This window comes from Glutamicibacter sp. Je.9.36 (assembly GCF_051129975.1).
Taxonomy (GTDB): domain Bacteria; phylum Actinomycetota; class Actinomycetes; order Actinomycetales; family Micrococcaceae; genus Glutamicibacter.
Genome location: NZ_JBCPSN010000005.1, coordinates 130,018 through 147,822, shown reverse-complemented (window position 1 = coordinate 147,822; position 17,805 = coordinate 130,018). Strand labels below are relative to the sequence as shown.

The following is a 17,805-nucleotide window of genomic DNA, read 5'->3' as shown; positions in this document are numbered from 1 at the left end:
TGTTGTTAATTGGGATGTGGAGCATATTCTTGGCAGAATTTACCCTCGTGGAACCACACGGAACACTTGAAACGCCTATCTCGCCTTTCGTTGAACTGGAGCGCGAGACATGGGCGCGCCTGTCCAATCAAATGGAACAGCCGCTGAACTACTCGGACATTGAGCGGCTACGCGGCCTCGGCGACCAGCTGGACTTGCAAGAGGTCCGGGACGTCTACCTGCCACTGAGCCGCCTGCTGTCGCTTTATGTCGAGGGTGCTGGCGCGACGCATCAGGCAACCACTACCTTCTTGGGCGAGCAGACCAGCCGCACGCCCTTTGTCATCGGCGTCGCCGGCTCGGTTGCCGTGGGAAAGTCCACAACTGCCCGTGTCCTGCAGGAAATGCTGCGCCGCTGGCCGCAGACTCCTGATGTCCAACTCATAACCACTGATGGCTTCTTGTACCCGAATGCCGAGCTTGAGCGCCGCGGGATCATGCACCGCAAAGGGTTCCCCGAATCCTATGACCGGCGGGCGCTGCTGCGCTTTGTCTCGGCGGTAAAGTCTGGTGCCCCAGAAGTAAGTGCTCCGGTCTACTCGCACCTGACCTACGACATCATCCCGGGGGAGCGCAATGTAATCCGCTCACCGCAGGTATTGATTGTCGAGGGACTGAACGTATTGCAGCCTGCTCGAACCCGTTCCGATGGAACCGTGGGCCTGGCCCTGAGCGACTTCTTCGACTTCTCCGTTTATGTGGATGCGCGTACCGCGGATATCGAAGAGTGGTACATCAAGCGGTTCATGCGTCTGCGCTCCGGTGCTTTCTCCGACCCTGCCAGCTACTTCCACCGCTATGCCCAGCTCACTGATGTCGAGGCACGGGAAACTGCTCACGGTATCTGGAAGCGCATTAACGAGCCGAACCTCAAGGAAAACGTCTTGCCTACGCGCGGGCGGGCGCAATTAGTACTGCGCAAGGCGGCGGATCACTCGGTGCGCAGGATGCTATTGAGGAAAATCTAGGCTTCTTCAGCTGATATTTAAGCAAACGATTTCTGTGAGTTTGCCGAACTATTGCAGATCGGAGCCCAAATTCGTAGTCGTGCTGTGATTTTCCTGTGTATGCTCTAACCATGCTAAAAGGTTTCCGCGATTTTATTATGAAGGGCAACGTTGTCGATCTGGCCGTTGCCGTTGTTATCGGCGCTGCCTTCGGCGCCGTTATCACTGCCCTTGTTGACAATGTGCTGATGCCATTGATCGCTGCGTTGGTTGGTTCGCCAAACTTCGACAGCTTCTTGGTACTGACCATTGAGGGCGTAGACATCAAGTTCGGTGTTTTCCTCACCGCACTTGTCAACTTCCTGTTGATCGCAGCTGCAGTCTACTTCGCACTGGTACTGCCAATGAACAAGCTCAATGAGCGATTGGCTGCGCGCCGCGCTGCCGGTGCAGAAGAGCCAGAGGAAGAAGTAGATCCACAGCTGGAACTGCTCGCCCAGATCCGTGACGAGCTGAAGACTCTGCGCTAAGCCCTGACAAACATCCGTCTCCAAGGGGCGGACCCAGCAACACAGTTGCTTGGGTCCGCCCCTTCCGACTTTAACTCGCACTATGTGCCGAACTGCGCACGGGTGAACAAGGCAAGCGGAACCGAAAAGTGCGAAGATGAATAGGTGAACTCTGAAGCGCTTGAAGAAAGCAACCTGACAAACAGCACCAGCGGTGCACAGGCTATCGGATTTGAACGTCGTGCAGTCATTGACTTGTCGGCCATCCGCAACAACGTCAAGCAGATTTCTGATGTTGTAGCCCCAGCTGCAGTTATGGCCGTCGTCAAAGCAGACGCCTACGGCCACGGAGCTATCCCCGTAGCCAAGGCCGCCTTGGAGGGCGGCGCCCGCTGGATCGGGTGTGCCCATGCCACGGAAGCTCTCGCCCTGCGTGAAGCGGGCATCGATGCTCCCATGATGGCCTGGCTGCACACCGAGGACACCCCATTCGAGGCCGCCATTGATGCCGGTCTTGATCTGGGAGTCTCAGGCTGGGAACTTGAATACGTTGCCGCCGCAGCACGTGCCGTGCAAACACCGGCACGTATCCACATCAAGGTGGACACAGGACTTGGCCGCAATGGTTCCACTATGGATGCCCTGCCTGATCTGTTGAACCGCGCCAGCGACTTCCAAGAAGAAGGACTGCTGCGCGTAGTTGGCATCTTCTCCCACCTCGCGGTCGCTGATGAGCCAGAGCGGCCCGAAACGGACGAGCAGCTGGAAATCTTCAACAAGGCCATAGAACTGGTAGAAGCAGCCGGCTTCGATCTTGAAGTGCGCCATATCGCCAATACGCCGGGTATCCTTTCGCGACCTGATTCACACCACGACATGGTGCGCTTGGGGTTGGGCCTGTATGGCCTGAGCCCCTTTGAAACCGACTCGCCAGAAAGTTTCGGCCTGCGTCCAGCCATGACAGTGAAGACCCGCGTGGCTAACGTCAAGAAGGTCCATCCGGGGCAGGGCGTCTCCTACGGCCTGAATTACAAAACTGAAGCGGAGACCTACCTCGGGCTGATCCCCATGGGCTATGCAGACGGTTTGCCGCGCATCGCAACCGGTGCGCCGGTAACAGTTAACGGACGCACCTACCCGGTACGCGGACGCATCGCCATGGACCAGTGCGTCATTGATCTGGGCGCGGACATCAAGCCTGAGGACTTCCTCGGCGCCGAGGCGATTATCTTCGGTAAGGGCGGGCAGTCGGTGAACACTTGGGCCTATGCGGCGAACACCATCAACTACGAAGTGGTAACCCGCATTTCTCCGCGCGTGCCCCGCTACTACATCGAAGGCAGCTGGGGTGAAGCCGGTGAGTAACCCGGTGCGGGAATTCTCCTGCCAACTAGATGACCTCACTGTTACCGAAGCGCTGGGGGAAGCTCTTGGTACCCAGCTCAAAGCCGGAGACTTGGTGATTCTTACCGGGGCCTTGGGCGCTGGTAAGACGACCCTGACTCAGTCACTGGGCGTGGGACTGAATGTACGCGAGGGAATCATCTCGCCTACATTCGTTTTGGCCCGCCAGCACCCGGCGCTAGGCGATGGCCCCGGACTGATCCACGTGGATGCCTACCGCTTGAAGGGCCACGACGACGTGGACACCTTGGATCTCGAATCAACGCTGGCTGATTCAGTCACCGTTGTGGAGTGGGGGCTGGGCAAGGTGGAACATCTCACGGACTCGCGTCTGGAAATCCAACTGGACCGCGAAGCCTTGGCCGCACCGAGTGCCAACCCGTGGGAAGAATCGGAGGAAGAGCTGGACGAGCCGCGGTTGTTCAGCCTGAAGGGGATCGGCCCGCGCTGGGACGAGGACACCTTTGCCCAGTTGAAAGACACTTTGCTGTCTGCAGTAACTGCGCAGCACACGGAAGAGAAGCATGCCTAACTACTTAGCTATCGACACCTCCGCCAACGCATCCGTGGCACTGGTTGACAAAGCCACCGGTTCAGTTGTCGACCAGCGGGTTTCATCCAAGGGGAATGACCAGACCGAAACCCTGTCGGCATACGTCAAGGAACTCTTGGACGCTCATGGACAGAAAGGTCAAGACCTTGCTGGCATTATCGTTGGCGTAGGGCCGGGCCCGTTCACCGGCCTGCGCGTTGGCTTGGTTGCAGCACGTACCTTCGGCTTCGTATGGCAGGTACCCGTGCATGGTGTGATGTCCTTGCATGCGCTCGCCGAACAGGCGCTGGATGCAGGCGAGGCTCCGGCACAGTTCATTGTGGCTTCCGATGCGCGCCGCAAAGAAGTGTACTGGGCTCGCTACGACCAGGACGGAGCCATGGTTGATGGCCCGCACGTTTCAGCTGCTTCAGCCCTTCCTGCATTGCCGGTCTACGGCATTGGCGCCGGAATCTATGCCGAGCAACTGGAAGAAGCCGGGGCCAAGCCCATGCCTGAGTCCTTTGAATGGATTGCAAACGCTGGCTACCTCGTCCGCCGAGGCATAAGCGATCTGGCTGCGGGCAAGGATCTGTCTGACACTTCGCCGCAGTACCTGCGTGAATCCGATGCACAGGTTCCGGCGTTCATGAAGCAGGCTAATTGATGAACGAGGCGAACCAGGTCATCCTGCGTCCCATGGCTGCCGAGGATCTGCTGGCCGTCCACGAGCTGGAACAGCAGCTGTTTCCCGAGGATGCATGGCCACTGGCTGGTTTCGAATCCGAGCTAGCGCAGCGCGACACCCGCACCTACTGGGTCTATGAAGACGCTGGTCGAGTTGTCGGCTATGCCGGCCTGTGCGTGGTTTTGCCGATTGCCGATGTGCAGACCATCGCCATGCACCCTGATTACCAAGGTCGAGGCCTGGGACGCAAGCTATTGTCCCTGCTGATCAAGACGGCTGGTGAGAAAAATGCACTGGATGTGATGCTCGAAGTCCGCTTTGATAACCCCACTGCTATTGGCCTGTATGAATCCATCGGATTCACTACCATCCACCGCCGCAAGGGGTACTACAAAGGCGGGGTTGATGCACTAATTATGAGACTCCCGCTGGATGCACAGCAAGGACAAGAGGAAGAACGCAACGCATGAGCATCACCGAACCCGTAGTACTAGGCATTGAGTCCTCCTGCGATGAAACCGGCGTGGGCATCGTACGCGGCAACAAGCTTCTGGCTAACGCTGTCTCCAGCTCCATGGATGAGCATGTACGCTTTGGTGGCGTGATTCCCGAGATCGCTGCGCGAGCTCATTTGGAAGCCTTCGTGCCTACCCTGCAGTCCGCCTTGGATACCGCGGAGCTGACTCTTGAGGACATTGATGCCATCGCCGTGACCAGCGGTCCCGGCCTGGCCGGCGCCCTCATGGTTGGCGTATCAGCGGCCAAAGCCTTGGCCCTGGCTACCGGCAAACCGCTGTACGGGATCAACCACTTGGTTGCTCACGTAGGTGTTGGCGTTCTCGAAGGAACCGTATTGCCGCCTACTTTCGGAGCACTGCTGGTCTCAGGCGGGCATACCGAAATCTTGAAGGTCACTTCGCTGACTAACGACGTGCAGCTGTTGGGCTCCACGATTGATGATGCAGCCGGTGAAGCCTATGACAAGACTGCTCGTTTGCTGGGTCTTGGGTATCCAGGCGGTCCGGCTATCGACAAGGCGGCCAGGGATGGAGACCGAAAGGCATTCCGGTTCCCTCGCGGCTTGTCGCTGCCGAAGTTCGTGGGCAGTACCGAGAATCCTGGCAAGCACCGCAACAACTTCTCGTTCTCAGGACTGAAGACTGCTGTAGCCCGTTGCGTCGAGCACTTCGAGGCCAACGGCGGAGAGATCCCAGTTGCTGACATTGCCGCTTCATTCCAGGAAGCTGTCGTAGACGTGATTACGTCCAAGGCTGTGCGCGCAATGCAGGAACAAGGTCTGAAGACCTTGCTGCTAGGCGGGGGAGTTGCAGCTAATACCCGCTTGCGCGAACTGCTGGCGGCTCGTTGCACTTCGGCAGGAATCGAGCTTATGGTTCCACCGTTCAGCCTCTGCACGGATAACGGTGGCATGGTTGCTGCGCTTGGTGCCCAGTTGGTCGCAGATGGCGTGGCCCCATCGGGGTTGGACTTCGCTACGGATTCTTCGCAGCCCGTCACACGGATTACCTTGCGGTAATCGCATAAGTTCCTAACGCTGGGTATGTAATCGGTTTCCCAGCAGGGCCGGAGACTTCGCGCAATCCTGATACACGCGCAATGAGAACTATGCCAATTCCGGAATCACCAGCATCCTTGCGATCTTCGGTTCCATTGGATTGCTGCGCGTCGAGTATTCAGCGCGCAGCAAGCCATGTTGACTATGGCAGCGGAAGCGGCTCGTCGAGCGGCTGCGTCTTAGTGCCCATATCGATTCCCAAATCCTTGGCAAATACCGTGCGGGTTCCGGTGTAGACCCCGTCTTTGTTCTCATCCAGCTCGAAGACGCGAGCGCCACGAAGCTCGTGGTTCTCGGTGCCGCCCAAACCATAAGTGCCGAAACCGGTACCCGGCGCGTAACCCAGCTCGATACCGTAGTAGTTGCCCTTGAAGGTGTTGATGTGGTCGTGGCCGCAGTACACGCCACGAACATCTCCACGTTCCTGCAGAGCAGTGAACATGCCGGAGTTGAATGCACCGGTGTAGATTCCCTCGTTCTTGACTCCCTCGATGGAGTGCTTCTTGACCGCCTTCTGATGATCGGCATCATTCGAGGTGAACTGGGCTCCGAACCACATGTGGTGGTGCTCCCACAGCGGGATATGGAAGAACATCAAGGACTGGACCTTGCCGTAGCGTGCTTCTGTTGCCTTAGAGGCTTCGCGATACCAAGCGATTTGCTCCGGGCGGATCCAGTCGTAGGACATGAGGCCTTCGAAGTCCTGGCCGCCAAGGGTATCTGGCGCGTAGCGATTCGAATCAAGCAGCCAGATGCCGAAGGCAGGCTTGGCGTTCTTGGATGACGCGATCAGCAGCTGCGAATTCGATTCTCCCTGGATCTTGTCATTTTTCGCGTTGGCGTTGAATTCGTAGCCCCGAATGAAATCGAGAATCCTGGCATCGGTCATATTCGTGCCGTGCGGCATCGAATCCTCGTCATGGTTGCCAAAGGTCAGAGCCCAAGGGATACCACGGGATTCCATTGGCTGGACTACATTGTTGATGGCTTGCTTGACCTCGGTGGTGGTCTTTGCCGAACCATTGATGACATCACCGTTGATAAGCGCGAACCCAGGCTTTTCGGTATCCAAGACCTTGTCCATCAGCTCCAGCGTGCGGCGATCGGTGCGCGGCCCATCCTGCGTGTCATTGAACTGGACGATCTTGAACTTGCCGTCGGCAGCGAACTTGAGCTTCGGGGAGGCTGCCGGGGACTTCTTGGCCGGTGCTGCAGCCGCCGCAGTGCTGCTGGCAGCGAAAAGACCGGTAATCGCGGCAGCGGTGCTGCCAATCAGTACTCCACGACGGGGGACAGAAGAAGAATTGCTCACAGGAATGCCTTTCGAATTAATAGATAGCCAGCTAGTTAGCCAGTCGGCTGATAACTCCTAGAGCGTAGGGATGCCTAGTGACCGGATAGTGAACATTGGCAGTCCGTATTTGTCCCTGTGCATAAATAAAACGATCGAACTAGCGCTTCGAATATGTTCCTTTCAGAGCGTGTGTCAGGTCACAAGATTCCCCGCAGCAAACATCAAACGTCTAATGTTTAAACGTGATCACCAACGCCTCTGATTCAGTGCTTCCGCCGACCGCCAATGCGCCAGGCAAATCCCCGTGGCTGGCTGGTGCGCTAGCCATCGCCGCCGTAATCCTCGTGGGCCTGAACCTGCGCATGGGCATTGCCTCGGCATCTCCGCTCTTCCATGACCTGCAGGAGATGATGGGGTACGGCACGTTCATCGCTTCGCTGCTGCCGACGATCCCAGTTTTGTGCTTTGCCGTGGCTGGCGCGGCAACGAGCTTGGTGATCCGCAGGACCGGACTGGAACTGGGCATCGCCCTGTCCTTGCTGCTGCTCACCGCTGGGCTGGCCTTGCGCATTGTCGATTCAACTTGGGCTTTGCTGGCCGGCACCGTGGTAGGCATGTGCGGCTTGGCCATCTGCAATGTGGCCATGCCCTCATTTATTCAAGAGCACCACGGGAACCGCGCCGCGTCGATGACCGCGGCCTACACGACCACCATGTCCATCGGCGCGACGCTGGCCTCCGCAATCAGCGTCCCGCTGGCGGTGAAGGCGGGTTCGCCGACGACGGCATTGGCTTTGTGGGCGATTCCCGCCGGCCTGGCTTTGCTGGTATTTGTGCCGTTGTCCATCTCCGGGAAGCGTTCCGCTGTTCAGAAGGGCACGCATGTTTCTCCATGGCCGCTACTGGCCACGCGCAAGGGCTTGCTGTTCACCACTGTTTTCGGCATCCAGTCGCTGCTGGTCTATACCGTGGTCAGCTGGTTGCCGCATATCCTCATTTCGCGCGGGCTGGAGCCAGTTGATGCCGGCTTGATGCTGGGCATCGTGCAGGGAGTCAGTATCCCGGCAGTCATGATCATGCTCTGGATGGCTTCGAAGCCGGCCCTGCTGCGCAGTGCCTTCGTGCTGACTACCAGCTGCTCGGTACTCGGTTTTATCGCTCTGCTGCTCTTGCCGGTAGAACTGTCCTTGATCAGCTCGGTCTTAATTGGCCTGGGCTTCGGGGTGTTCCCGCTGGTGATGCTCATGCTCAGCCGCAGTGGCGGCAGCGCAGAAGAAACGACAGCAATGTCCACGGTGGCCCAATCTGTCGGCTACCTGATTGCAGCAATTGGACCCTTCGCCCTGGGGCTCATGCAGGGCGCATTGGGATCTTGGACGGTTGGCTTGGTGATCATCCTCGCCTTCGCTGTGGTGCAGCTTCTGTTCTGCTACAAGCTGGGCGGCCTGCGTACCGAAGCCGATTCGCATCCGTTGATCGAAGTGGACGGCTCGGCTGAAGCGGAGCGGCCATGAGCAAGACCCCATTGCGTCCGCCCTTGTCCGAAGAGGTTGTGGCGAAGCTGCAGAGCGCCGTAGCGCACGGCCGCTGGAAGGTGGGGGACCGCATTCCGGCTGAACCCGAGCTGATGGCGGAAATGGGCGTCTCCCGCGGGACCTTGCGCGAAGCCATCAAGGCGCTGGCCAGCACGGGGATCTTCGAGGTCCGCCGTGGAGATGGCACCTACGTGCGCGCGACCAGCGAGATCAGCGGCACCGCCCAACGGGTGTACCGCGACCACTCCGACCAGGACGTGCTCCAGGTGCGATTCGCCCTGGATACCCAGTCGGCCCGGCTCGCTGCCAAAGCCGCTGATGCAAAAGTAGTCGAACAGCTGCGCGCTTTGCTGGGCCAGCGAAGCGAAGCATGGGGAAACCGGGATTATCCTGCGTGGGCGAAAGCCGACTGGAAATTCCATCTGGAAGTGGCGCGGGCTTCCGGTGTTCCGCTGATGCATGAGATCTATGAGAGCTTCGGGGATGTTTTCCACGGAACCAAGATGGTCCAGAGGCTTTCCGACGGATTCGATGGCTGCCTGCACGAGGGCCACGAATCACTGGTAGACGCAATCGAAGCAGGCGATCCCGAAGCAGCAGCTCGAACTGTTATCAAGAATCTTGATTACTGCATGAGCTGGATGCCTTAATTCCTGACTTCAAGGGCTCTGCCCGGACTAAACAGCCTTCATGCGCCGGACGTTTTCCTGCACCACTGCCTTGAAATCCCCGCCCGAAGCCGCAAAGGTATTGCGCTGCAACTGGTATTCCGCCCCGCGTTCGATCAAACGGATGATGCCCTGCAGTTCCTCGGCGCATCCCAGCTGCTCGGCAATCGGTGCCAGGCGCTTGACCTCTGAGCGCAGGTGGTCGGTCACCAGCATCTCGTCGCCTTGGGCGTTGAGGATGATGATGGCATCCAGCCCGTAGCGGGCGGCGCGCCACTTGTTCTCCACTCGGAACCAGGCCGGCATGACAGGAATCTTGTAGCCGGCTTCGATTGATAGCGACATGTCGTGCACCAGGCACTGGGTCAGTGCGGTAAAGGCGGCAATGTCATCCAGAGAGCTCACGCCATCGCAGATGCGCATTTCCACGGTGCCCAAACGAGGTACCGGACGCACATCCCAGCGGATCTCGGAGACATCATCAATAACCCCGGTGTGCAGCATGTCTGTAACGTGGGATTCGTATTCGGACCATGAATCGAAGTGGAAGGGGATCCCGGCAGCTGGCAGCTGCTGGAACATCAGCGAACGCTGCGAAGCGTAGCCGGTGTCTTCCCCGCCCCAGTAGGGGGAGGAGGCGCTGAGTGCTTGGAAATGCGGCTGGTAGTTGATCAAACCGTCAGTGATTGGAAGCGCTTTTTCGCGATCGTCCAAGCCCACGTGCACGTGCACGCCGTAGATCACCATCTGGCGGCCCCACCACTGGGTGCGGTCAATCAGCTTGGCATAGCGGTCCTTGTCCGTCACCGGCTGCAAGGTCGGCGCGGCAAAAGGATGGGAGCCCGCGGAATACAGGTCCACGCCGTGGTTTCCGGCGACCTCGTTGAGCATGCGCACGTTGGTGCGCAGTTCCTCAGCCGCGTCTGCCACGTTGGTATGGACACCGGTGACCACCTCCACGGTATTCATCAACAATTCCGGCTTCACTGTCGGATGCTCATCTTCGCGGTCAAGACCGGCCTCATCCTTGAGCTGGTCAAGGATACTCTCGGCAACCGAGCACAAGTCCGCACTTTCGCGATTGACCAAGGCGATTTCCCATTCGACACCGATAGTGGATTGGGAAGAGTGGGCGAACTCGATTTTCTGCACGGCGCTCCTATTGATGACGTCTCGGACGGAATGCTCCGGAGCCGAACAAAGTGGATGGAGCGTCCACCGATTCCTCGATGTTTCTCCATACTCATTGTATGTATTGCGCCGCTCCTGCCGGGACAATGCTCCGGTGGGACCTGCGTCACCCCAGACTAGTGCGGGATGACCTCGAAAGCTACGCGTTTGTCGCCGAGGCGAGCCAGGATCAGCGTTGCCTTGTTCTTGGCGCTCTTGGGGGAGCCTGCCAGCAAAATGCGGCGCAATTCTTCGGGCGTGACGTCGACTCCGCGCTTCTTGATATCCAATGTGCCGATGCCGTTGGATTTCACCCAGCTGCGCAGCTTCTTCACGTTGTAGTCATGCACTGCCATGACTTTGTATCCGCGGGCAAACGGCGTGGAAATCTGCTGGTTATGGGTGAAGTAGGCGATGTGCTCATCGAGCAGGTGGCCGCCAGTGCGCTCCAGCAAGGTCGAGATCAGGTGGGAACGGATCACTGCGCCATCTGGTTCGTAGATGTGCGCTTCCAATTCGCCTACCGGGGCTGGCTGATCATTTGCCGCGGCAGCTGCACTGGCCAACTCGTGGGCGCCGTCCTTGTCGATGACCAGCGCGGCACGGGCGATGTCCTTGCGCTTGAGCTTGCCGAACCAGAGGCAGGCCTCGATGACCGAGCCGTGGTCCGAAATCCAGACAGCCTCGGCGTTCGCCGGAATCGCTTCATGGGGCAGGCCCGGACCAAGTTTCACTCCGACGTCCAGCCCGGAGTCCACCAGCTTCTCCACGAAAGACAGGGGCGGGGAAAACGCCTCGGGGTCAAAGAGTCGGCGGGTGCTTCCCTTCACGTCGGTACGCCGGGCTGGATCCAGCCAGACGCCGTCAACCCCGGTCAGATCGGTGTCCTCGGCGCTGCCGTGGATCACAGTGGCATTGTCGAAGGGCATCAGGTTCAGTGTTGTGGCTGCCGCGGTGGTTTCATCCATCTCTACTGCGGTGACCTGCACGCCAGCGCTGGCCAGCGCAATGGAGTCGGTGCCGATGCCACATCCGAGGTCGGCGACGTGGGTGGAACCGGCATTGGTGTAGCGGCGGGCATGCAGCCCGGCGATGGTCAGGCGCGTGGCCTGCTCCAGTCCGGCCGGGGTCAAGATCAACGAGTCTGCAAAGGGGCCGAATTTCACCCTCGCCCGGAAACGCAGCTCGGCCTGCGCCATGACGGCGCGAACCACCTGGGCGTCGTGGCCTTCCTTGCGCAGCTTCTCATTCAGCGACCAAGCAGCATCCTTGGTGGCCACCATGGACGGGTCGATGGTGGAAAGCAGCTTCCAGCCGTCTTCCGAAAGCAGGGCGGCGAATTGTTCATTGAGCGTGGAGTCATTTGAAGCCTGGGCCATGATCCAAGACTATCGTTGATGCGTCTTGGAACAGACTGGCCCTCTCGGTGTGCCCAGCCCGCAGGGCCAGTGATCTATGTGACAAAAACGCGTCACATTCAGAATTCACAGAATTGCCAAGCGGGCTTCGCCAAGCTCCGGGATCCGGCCGCCCAGCAGTTGCGGCAAGAGCAGTTCGAAGCCGGGAGGTGTGAAGCCCTGAAACCAAAAGACTAAGTATCACTATCTCATGGGCATTGATTTGGTTAGAGAGAGTAATGCTTGTTGCTAATTGGACCATCTGGCTAACGAGTAGCCCTATCGCTGTTTTACAGTTCTCCGCCACTAGGAAACGGTTCGCTGGACCAACTCGCCCCGCTTGCTGCAAGCGGCTGCATGTCCTCAGCAAGACCTGAAGTGATCCACGTCGCATTCCCCTGTGGAACTGGTGTTGTATGGCACCTGTGATGAAACCTATGCAGCGAACGACAGTGACGTCGACAACCGGTCCAAAGGCCGTGGATCCCGCACCCCTGGTGCAGAACCAGCTTAAGCGCGGCATGAGCAGCCGCCACCTGCAGATGATCGCCATTGGCGGTTCCATCGGCACCGGGCTGTTCGTGGCCTCCGGCGGCACTATTGCCCAGGCGGGTCCCGGCGGCGCGCTGCTGGCCTACGCCGCGGTGGGTCTCATGGTGTACCTGCTCATGCAGTCCCTGGGCGAGATGACCGCGAAGATCCCGGTGGCCGGATCCTTCCAGACCTTCGCTACCCGCTTCGTTTCCCCCTCCTTCGGCTTCGCCATCGGTTGGAACTACTGGTTCAACTGGGCCATCACTGTCGCGGCGGAACTGGTGGCCGCTGGCATCGTGATGAGCTTCTGGTTGCCTGATGTCCCCGGTTGGGTCTGGGCCGGCTCTTTCCTGGTGGCCTTGACCGCCTTGAATGCTTTGTCCGCCAAGGCCTTCGGCGAAGGCGAGTTCTGGCTGGCCATGATCAAGGTGGTCACCGTCATCGCCTTCCTGGCCGCCGGCGTGCTGATGATCTTCGGGGTGCTCGGCGCGCACACCGATCCGCTGGCCAACTGGCGCGAAGGCAGGGATGTCTTCCATGGCGGCTGGCTGTCCATCGTCTCGGTCTTCATGATTGCCGGATTCTCCTTCCAGGGCACCGAGCTGGTGGGTGTCGCCGCAGGCGAAGCCAAGGATCCGCGCCGCGAAGTGCCCAAGGCCATCCGTCGGGTGTTCTGGCGCATCATGCTCTTCTACATCGGTGCCATCTTCATCATCGGCTGCCTGATTCCGTTTACCGACCCGAGCCTGCTGGCCAGCGGCGAAGCCGACGTGGCTTCCTCGCCCTTCACCCTGGTCTTCGAGCGGGCCGGCATCGCTTTTGCCGCTGCTGCCATGAACGCGGTCATTCTCACCGCCATCCTCTCGGCTGGCAACTCGGGGCTCTACGCCTCAACCCGCATGCTCTACTCCATGGCCCACGATGGCAAGGCTCCGAAGATCTTCGGGCGCACCAACTCCCGCGGCGTGCCGATCATGGCTCTGCTGGCCACCGCTGCGGTAGGCCTCTTCGGGTTCCTCACCGCCCTGGTGGGCCAGGGTGCGGCCTATACCTGGCTGCTGAATGTCTCGGGGCTGTGCGGGTTCATCGTCTGGGTGGGTATTGCCGTATCCCACTACCGCTTCCGCCGCGGTTATCTCGCCCAGGGCTACAGCGTGAAGGACCTGCCCTACTTGGCCCCGCTCTTCCCGCTAGGACCCATCGTGGCCTTCCTGATGCTGATTGCCGTGATCGTCGGTCAGAACTACCAAGCGGTGCTGGCCGGCCACGGGCTGGAAGTGCTCTCGGCCTATATCGGGCTGCCGCTGTTCCTCGGACTGTGGCTGGTGCACCGCATGGTGACCAAGTCCAAGATGGTCAAGCTCACCGAGATGGATCTGGACGCTCCGGAGGATATCGAAGAGTCCGCGGCTGTGCGCTCTGCGCGAACCGGTGTGAAGAAGTAGGGCAATGATTAGCACTCGCCTTGACCGAGTGCTAAAGCTCGTCCTAAAGTCATGTGTGGGTGTCACGATGGAAGTTGCATCTGCAGCTTGCAGCGTTACACACCGCCTGACTGGATACCACCAACTGGCACCGCGACGACGGTTGGTCCAATGCCATAGGGCGCACCCCTACAACCATTGGTTCATACACGAAAAGGAGAGACCATGTCTGTCTCCATCAAGCCGCTCGAAGACCGCATTGTCATCAAGCAGGTCGAAGCCGTAACCACCACCGCTTCGGGCCTGGTCATCCCAGACTCCGCTAAGGAAAAGCCACAGGAAGGCGCCGTAGTCGCCGTAGGCCCAGGCCGCATCGATGACAACGGCAACCGCATTCCCCTGGACGTTGCAGAAGGCGACGTAGTCCTGTACTCCAAGTACGGCGGAACCGAGGTCAAGGTCGGCAACGAAGAGTACCTGGTGCTCTCGGCTCGCGACGTACTGGCAGTCGTCGTAAAGTAACGCCAACCTCTCTAAAGTTTCAGGAGAAAATGCATGGCTAAGCAGCTAGCATTCAACGAGGAAGCGCGACGCGCCCTCGAAGCGGGCATTGATAAGCTCGCAAACACGGTGAAGGTCACCCTCGGCCCACTCGGCCGCAATGTGGTGCTTGCCAAGACCTGGGGCGCCCCGACCATCACCAATGACGGTGTCACCATTGCGCGTGAGATCGATCTGGAAGATCCATACGAGAACCTTGGCGCGCAGCTGGCCAAGGAAGTAGCCACCAAGACCAATGACGTAGCAGGCGACGGCACCACCACCGCCACCGTGCTCGCTCAGGCCCTGGTCAAGGAAGGCCTGAAGAACGTCGCCGCAGGCGCCGCTCCGGGCGATGTCCGCAAGGGCATTGAACTGGCTGTGGAGATCGTCTCGGACGCATTGGCCGCTAACGCCGTTGCCGTAGAGGACAAGGTTGCTAACGTAGCCGCGATCTCCGCGCAGTCGGATGAAATCGGCGAATTGCTGGCCAAGGCCTTCAAGACCGTGGGCACCGATGGCGTGATCACCATCGAGGAGTCCTCGACTACCGCTACCGAGCTGGTCCTGACCGAAGGCATGCAGTTCGACAAGGGCTACCTCTCGCCACAGTTCATCACCGACCAGGAGCGCCAGGAAGTTGTCCTGGAAGACGCACTGATCCTGATCAACCCAGCCAAGATCTCCACCGTGGCAGAATTCCTGCCACTGCTGGAAAAGGTCCTGGAAGCGAAGAAGCCGCTGCTGATCATCGCCGAGGATGTCGAGGGCGAAGCCCTTTCCACCCTGGTGGTCAACAAGCTGCGCGGCCTGCTGAACGTGGTAGCCGTCAAGGCTCCAGGCTTCGGCGACCGCCGCAAGGCAATGATGCAGGATCTGGCTATCCTCACCGGTGCCCAGGTTGTCTCCCCGGAACTGGGCCTGTCCCTGGACCAGGTTGGCACCGAGGTACTCGGCTCGGCACGCCGCGTGACCATCACCAAGGATTCCACCACCATCGTTGATGGCGCTGGCACCGAGGAAGATGTCGCAGAGCGCGTAGCCCAGCTGAAGGCTGAGCTGAACCGCACCGATTCGGAGTGGGACCGCGAGAAGCTGTCCGAGCGCCTGGCCAAGCTGTCCGGCGGCATCGGCGTGATCAAGGTGGGCGCTTCCACCGAGGTCGAGCTGAAGGAACGCAAGCACCGCATCGAGGATGCTGTGTCCTCCACCCGTGCTGCCCTGGAAGAGGGCATCGTTGCCGGCGGCGGTACCGCCCTGGTCGACGCGCTGGCTTCGCTGGATACCGATGCCCGCATCGCAGCCACCGAAGGCGACGTAGCAGCAGGCGTTGCGATTGTCCGCCGCGCGCTGGTGCAGCCGCTCTTCTGGATCGCTACCAACGCCGGCTTCGACGGTGCGGTAGTTGCTTCCAAGGTGGCAGAGTCCCCAGCCAACGAAGGCTTCAACGCCAAGACCGGTGTCTACGAGAACTTGCTGCACGCAGGCGTCATCGACCCAGTCAAGGTAACCCGCTCGGCACTGCGCAACGCAGCATCGATCGCGGCCTTGGTTCTGACCACCGAGACCTTGGTGGCAGAGAAGGCTGAAGAAGCTGAAGAGGCGCACGGCCACTAGGGTTTAGCCCGTCACCGAAGCATTGCTTCGTGAGCGAAAGCCGCCGTTGGATCCAGGATTTATCTCCTGGATCCAGCGGCGGCTTTTTGTTCTCAGAAAACGATCCACCCGGGGTGACCCAGCTCATTGACACGATAAATGAGTGCGCTCATAATTGAACTCAGTCAAAGATTGATGCCCATTTCATATCCGTACAGGAGATCTTCCATGCACGCGTTCGTTCTCGAAAACTACAAGGGTGCCCTGGTGCAGGCCGAGGTCGCTGAACCTGAGTTGGGGGAGCGGGAGGTGCTTATCGAGATTGCGGCCGCTGGCGTCAACCAGCTTGACGAGAAGATCCGCGCAGGCGAATTCAAGGCAATCCTGCCCTACAAGATGCCGCTGGTTCTCGGCCACGACGTCGCAGGGACCGTGATCGGGCTCGGCTCAGGAGTCCGCGGCTTTACGGTAGGGGACCAGATTTTTGCCCGCCCTCGAGATCATCGGATCGGAGCTTTCGCCCAGCGCATTGCCGTGAATGAAATGGATATTGCGAAGGCGCCTGTCTCCATCGACCTGGTGCAAGCGGCCTCGCTGCCCCTGGTTGCACTGACTGCGTGGCAGGCACTAGTTGAGCGGGGAAATCTGCAGCCGGGGCAGCGAGTACTCATCCACGCTGGCGCTGGCGGCGTCGGAACCATCGCCATCCAGCTGGCCAAGCACCTGGGCGCTTACGTCGCGACAACAGCCTCGGCGACGAACGCCGAATTCTTGCAGGAGCTCGGAGCCGATGAAGTCATCGACTACAAGACCGAGGATTTCCAGGTAAGTATCTCGGGCTATGACCTGGTGCTTGACAGCCTGGGCGGCGAAACGCTTGCCAAGTCGCTGGGAGTCCTGCGCCCTGGAGGGAAGGTCATCGGCATCTCGGGTCCGCCGACTCCGGCATTCGCCAAGGAAGCAGGGCTGAATCCGGTGATGGGCTTGGCGGTCCGCGCGCTAAGCCGGTCAGTTCTCAAGAAGGCCAAGAAGCTGGGTGTCGGGTACGAGTTCCTCTTCATGAAGCCCAGCGGCCAGCAGCTGCGAGGCATTGCCGAACTGGTGGACTCTGGGGTCCTGACGCCCGTGGTGGGCCAGGTCTTCGGTTTTGCGCAAACTGCAGAGGCCCTTGAATCGATGGAGGCTGGTGGCCGGCGCGGCAAGACCGTCATCTCCATGCAGCAGAAGTAAAGCGAGCGCGTTCGCCTGGGCGGTGGGCGCGCTTTGCTCGTCAGTGGGGGAGGATTGCAGCAATCTGAGCGCGGATGCCCCGGGCGACTTCAGCTGTGGCCAGTGCCGGGTCCGCAGCAGTAGCCATCGCCAGGAACTGGATGGAAGTGATGGCCCGCGCAATCCTGGCTGCCTCCGGCGCCTCCAGATTCCTATGCGTGCCCAGGAGCTCGGCAATCGCCTGTTCGGTCAACGCCGCTATGCGCAGGGCTTCGGCATGATGCGGTTCCGCCGAATCGCCAAAAACCATTTCGCGCAGATAAAAGCGCCCGTTGTCGACATGCTTCCGATTGCAGTCGATGATCGGTACCAAAAGGGCCATGGTTGCCTCCAGCGCGGTCTTTGCTGATTTGGAGGCCTCGATGCCTTGCTCCAAGGAGCGTTCGTAGCGGTGGTTCTGCACCATGAGCAGCAGCTCGGATTTGGACTTGGCGTAGAGGAAAAGGGTTCCGGTTCCGATATCCGCCGCGTCGGCGATCTGCTGCGTGGTGACCTCATCGACACCGTGTGCCGCGAAGAGTTCGCTGGCCGCGGAGATGATCCGTTCAAGCTTCGCCTGCTTGTTGCGTTCGCGTCGTCCTGGCATAGGAGTTGAAGACGTCACCCGGGAGCCCCTCGGCTAGAACTGATCAGAGTTATTCATGAGTCTAATCAAGAAAGCTGTTGTTTCAGAATGCGCGGAT

Annotated in this window: 17 protein-coding genes; 13 read left to right on the top strand and 4 right to left on the bottom strand. The window is 59.6% G+C overall.

The window, feature by feature from the left end; translation table 11 throughout:
- The first annotated feature begins 47 nt into the window (after positions 1-47).
- The 7 genes from coaA to tsaD all read left to right on the top strand — a co-directional run bounded on the left by coaA (position 48) and on the right by tsaD (position 5,656).
- A complete protein-coding gene (coaA, locus tag AAZQ98_RS13425) occupies positions 48-1,007 on the top strand; it encodes a type I pantothenate kinase (RefSeq protein WP_434693193.1) in 960 nt (319 codons plus the stop codon).
- 110 nt (positions 1,008-1,117) lie between these two features.
- Entirely contained in the window at positions 1,118-1,516 is a 399-nt protein-coding gene (gene mscL, locus AAZQ98_RS13420; protein ID WP_434692938.1) for a large conductance mechanosensitive channel protein MscL, read from the top strand.
- 144 nt (positions 1,517-1,660) lie between these two features.
- On the top strand, positions 1,661-2,860 hold the full coding sequence (gene alr, locus AAZQ98_RS13415) for an alanine racemase (protein WP_133833636.1): 1,200 nt from the start codon (positions 1,661-1,663) through the stop codon (positions 2,858-2,860).
- Positions 2,853-3,431, top strand: a complete 579-nt coding sequence (gene tsaE, locus AAZQ98_RS13410) for a tRNA (adenosine(37)-N6)-threonylcarbamoyltransferase complex ATPase subunit type 1 TsaE (protein ID WP_133833637.1) — start codon at positions 2,853-2,855, stop codon at positions 3,429-3,431. The genes alr and tsaE overlap by 8 nt, the downstream gene beginning before the upstream one ends.
- Entirely contained in the window at positions 3,424-4,098 is a 675-nt protein-coding gene (tsaB, locus tag AAZQ98_RS13405) for a tRNA (adenosine(37)-N6)-threonylcarbamoyltransferase complex dimerization subunit type 1 TsaB (protein ID WP_434692935.1), read from the top strand. The genes tsaE and tsaB overlap by 8 nt, the downstream gene beginning before the upstream one ends.
- Positions 4,098-4,589, top strand: a complete 492-nt coding sequence (rimI, locus tag AAZQ98_RS13400) for a ribosomal protein S18-alanine N-acetyltransferase (RefSeq protein WP_434692932.1) — start codon at positions 4,098-4,100, stop codon at positions 4,587-4,589. The genes tsaB and rimI overlap by 1 nt, the downstream gene beginning before the upstream one ends.
- A complete protein-coding gene (gene tsaD / locus AAZQ98_RS13395; RefSeq protein ID WP_400342077.1) occupies positions 4,586-5,656 on the top strand; it encodes a tRNA (adenosine(37)-N6)-threonylcarbamoyltransferase complex transferase subunit TsaD in 1,071 nt (356 codons plus the stop codon). The genes rimI and tsaD overlap by 4 nt, the downstream gene beginning before the upstream one ends.
- A 181-nt stretch (positions 5,657-5,837) precedes the next feature.
- Here the strand turns inward: tsaD and AAZQ98_RS13390 are convergent, their stop codons facing one another.
- On the bottom strand, positions 5,838-7,007 hold the full coding sequence (locus AAZQ98_RS13390; protein WP_400342078.1) for a metallophosphoesterase family protein: 1,170 nt from the start codon (positions 7,005-7,007) through the stop codon (positions 5,838-5,840).
- Between the two features lie 224 nt (positions 7,008-7,231).
- Between AAZQ98_RS13390 and AAZQ98_RS13385 the strand changes: the two genes are divergently transcribed.
- Together AAZQ98_RS13385 and AAZQ98_RS13380 are read left to right on the top strand one after the other, a co-directional pair.
- On the top strand, positions 7,232-8,503 hold the full coding sequence (locus AAZQ98_RS13385; RefSeq protein ID WP_434692928.1) for an MFS transporter: 1,272 nt from the start codon (positions 7,232-7,234) through the stop codon (positions 8,501-8,503).
- Complete coding sequence (locus tag AAZQ98_RS13380) at positions 8,500-9,174, top strand: FadR/GntR family transcriptional regulator (protein ID WP_400342082.1); 675 nt, start codon at positions 8,500-8,502, stop codon at positions 9,172-9,174. The genes AAZQ98_RS13385 and AAZQ98_RS13380 overlap by 4 nt, the downstream gene beginning before the upstream one ends.
- A gap of 27 nt (positions 9,175-9,201) precedes the next feature.
- Here AAZQ98_RS13380 and AAZQ98_RS13375 read toward each other — a convergent pair whose 3' ends face one another.
- Both AAZQ98_RS13375 and AAZQ98_RS13370 read right to left on the bottom strand, forming a co-directional pair.
- The gene (locus AAZQ98_RS13375) at positions 9,202-10,344 is read right to left on the bottom strand and encodes a glutamate--cysteine ligase (protein ID WP_332731262.1); all 1,143 of its coding nucleotides are present in this window, start codon (positions 10,342-10,344) and stop codon (positions 9,202-9,204) included.
- Positions 10,345-10,499: 155 nt separating this feature from the next.
- A complete protein-coding gene (locus AAZQ98_RS13370; protein WP_400288475.1) occupies positions 10,500-11,741 on the bottom strand; it encodes a class I SAM-dependent methyltransferase in 1,242 nt (413 codons plus the stop codon).
- A gap of 455 nt (positions 11,742-12,196) precedes the next feature.
- Between AAZQ98_RS13370 and AAZQ98_RS13365 the strand changes: the two genes are divergently transcribed.
- The 4 genes from AAZQ98_RS13365 (at position 12,197) to AAZQ98_RS13350 (ending at position 17,083) form a co-directional block, all read left to right on the top strand.
- Positions 12,197-13,738 carry an amino acid permease gene (locus tag AAZQ98_RS13365; RefSeq protein ID WP_434692925.1) on the top strand — a complete coding sequence of 514 codons (1,542 nt, stop codon included), beginning with the start codon at positions 12,197-12,199 and terminating at the stop codon, positions 13,736-13,738.
- Between the two features lie 204 nt (positions 13,739-13,942).
- Positions 13,943-14,239 carry a co-chaperone GroES gene (gene groES / locus AAZQ98_RS13360; protein WP_133833647.1) on the top strand — a complete coding sequence of 99 codons (297 nt, stop codon included), beginning with the start codon at positions 13,943-13,945 and terminating at the stop codon, positions 14,237-14,239.
- A gap of 33 nt (positions 14,240-14,272) precedes the next feature.
- Positions 14,273-15,874: a chaperonin GroEL gene (gene groL, locus AAZQ98_RS13355; protein ID WP_105657612.1), complete on the top strand. Its 1,602-nt coding sequence runs from the start codon at positions 14,273-14,275 to the stop codon at positions 15,872-15,874.
- A gap of 207 nt (positions 15,875-16,081) precedes the next feature.
- Positions 16,082-17,083, top strand: coding sequence for an NADP-dependent oxidoreductase (locus AAZQ98_RS13350; protein ID WP_400342085.1), 1,002 nt, complete (start codon positions 16,082-16,084; stop codon positions 17,081-17,083).
- Positions 17,084-17,123: 40 nt separating this feature from the next.
- On the opposite strand, the gene AAZQ98_RS13345 is transcribed toward AAZQ98_RS13350, so the two are convergent.
- Positions 17,124-17,726: a TetR/AcrR family transcriptional regulator gene (locus AAZQ98_RS13345; protein WP_388022667.1), complete on the bottom strand. Its 603-nt coding sequence runs from the start codon at positions 17,724-17,726 to the stop codon at positions 17,124-17,126.
- Positions 17,727-17,805 lie beyond the last annotated feature (79 nt).

Excerpts from the sequence above, each read along its gene's own strand:
- mscL (WP_434692938.1), top strand. The coding sequence starts at position 1,118 with ATGCTAAAAGGTTTCCGCGATTTTATTATGAAGGGCAACGTTGTCGAT.
- tsaB (WP_434692935.1), top strand. The coding sequence starts at position 3,424 with ATGCCTAACTACTTAGCTATCGACACCTCCGCCAACGCATCCGTGGCA.
- rimI (WP_434692932.1), top strand. The coding sequence starts at position 4,098 with ATGAACGAGGCGAACCAGGTCATCCTGCGTCCCATGGCTGCCGAGGAT.
- tsaD (WP_400342077.1), top strand. The coding sequence starts at position 4,586 with ATGAGCATCACCGAACCCGTAGTACTAGGCATTGAGTCCTCCTGCGAT.
- AAZQ98_RS13380 (WP_400342082.1), top strand. The coding sequence starts at position 8,500 with ATGAGCAAGACCCCATTGCGTCCGCCCTTGTCCGAAGAGGTTGTGGCG.
- AAZQ98_RS13370 (WP_400288475.1), bottom strand. The coding sequence starts at position 11,741 with ATGGCCCAGGCTTCAAATGACTCCACGCTCAATGAACAATTCGCCGCC.
- AAZQ98_RS13365 (WP_434692925.1), top strand. The coding sequence starts at position 12,197 with ATGCAGCGAACGACAGTGACGTCGACAACCGGTCCAAAGGCCGTGGAT.
- groES (WP_133833647.1), top strand. The coding sequence starts at position 13,943 with ATGTCTGTCTCCATCAAGCCGCTCGAAGACCGCATTGTCATCAAGCAG.
- groL (WP_105657612.1), top strand. The coding sequence starts at position 14,273 with ATGGCTAAGCAGCTAGCATTCAACGAGGAAGCGCGACGCGCCCTCGAA.
- AAZQ98_RS13350 (WP_400342085.1), top strand. The coding sequence starts at position 16,082 with ATGCACGCGTTCGTTCTCGAAAACTACAAGGGTGCCCTGGTGCAGGCC.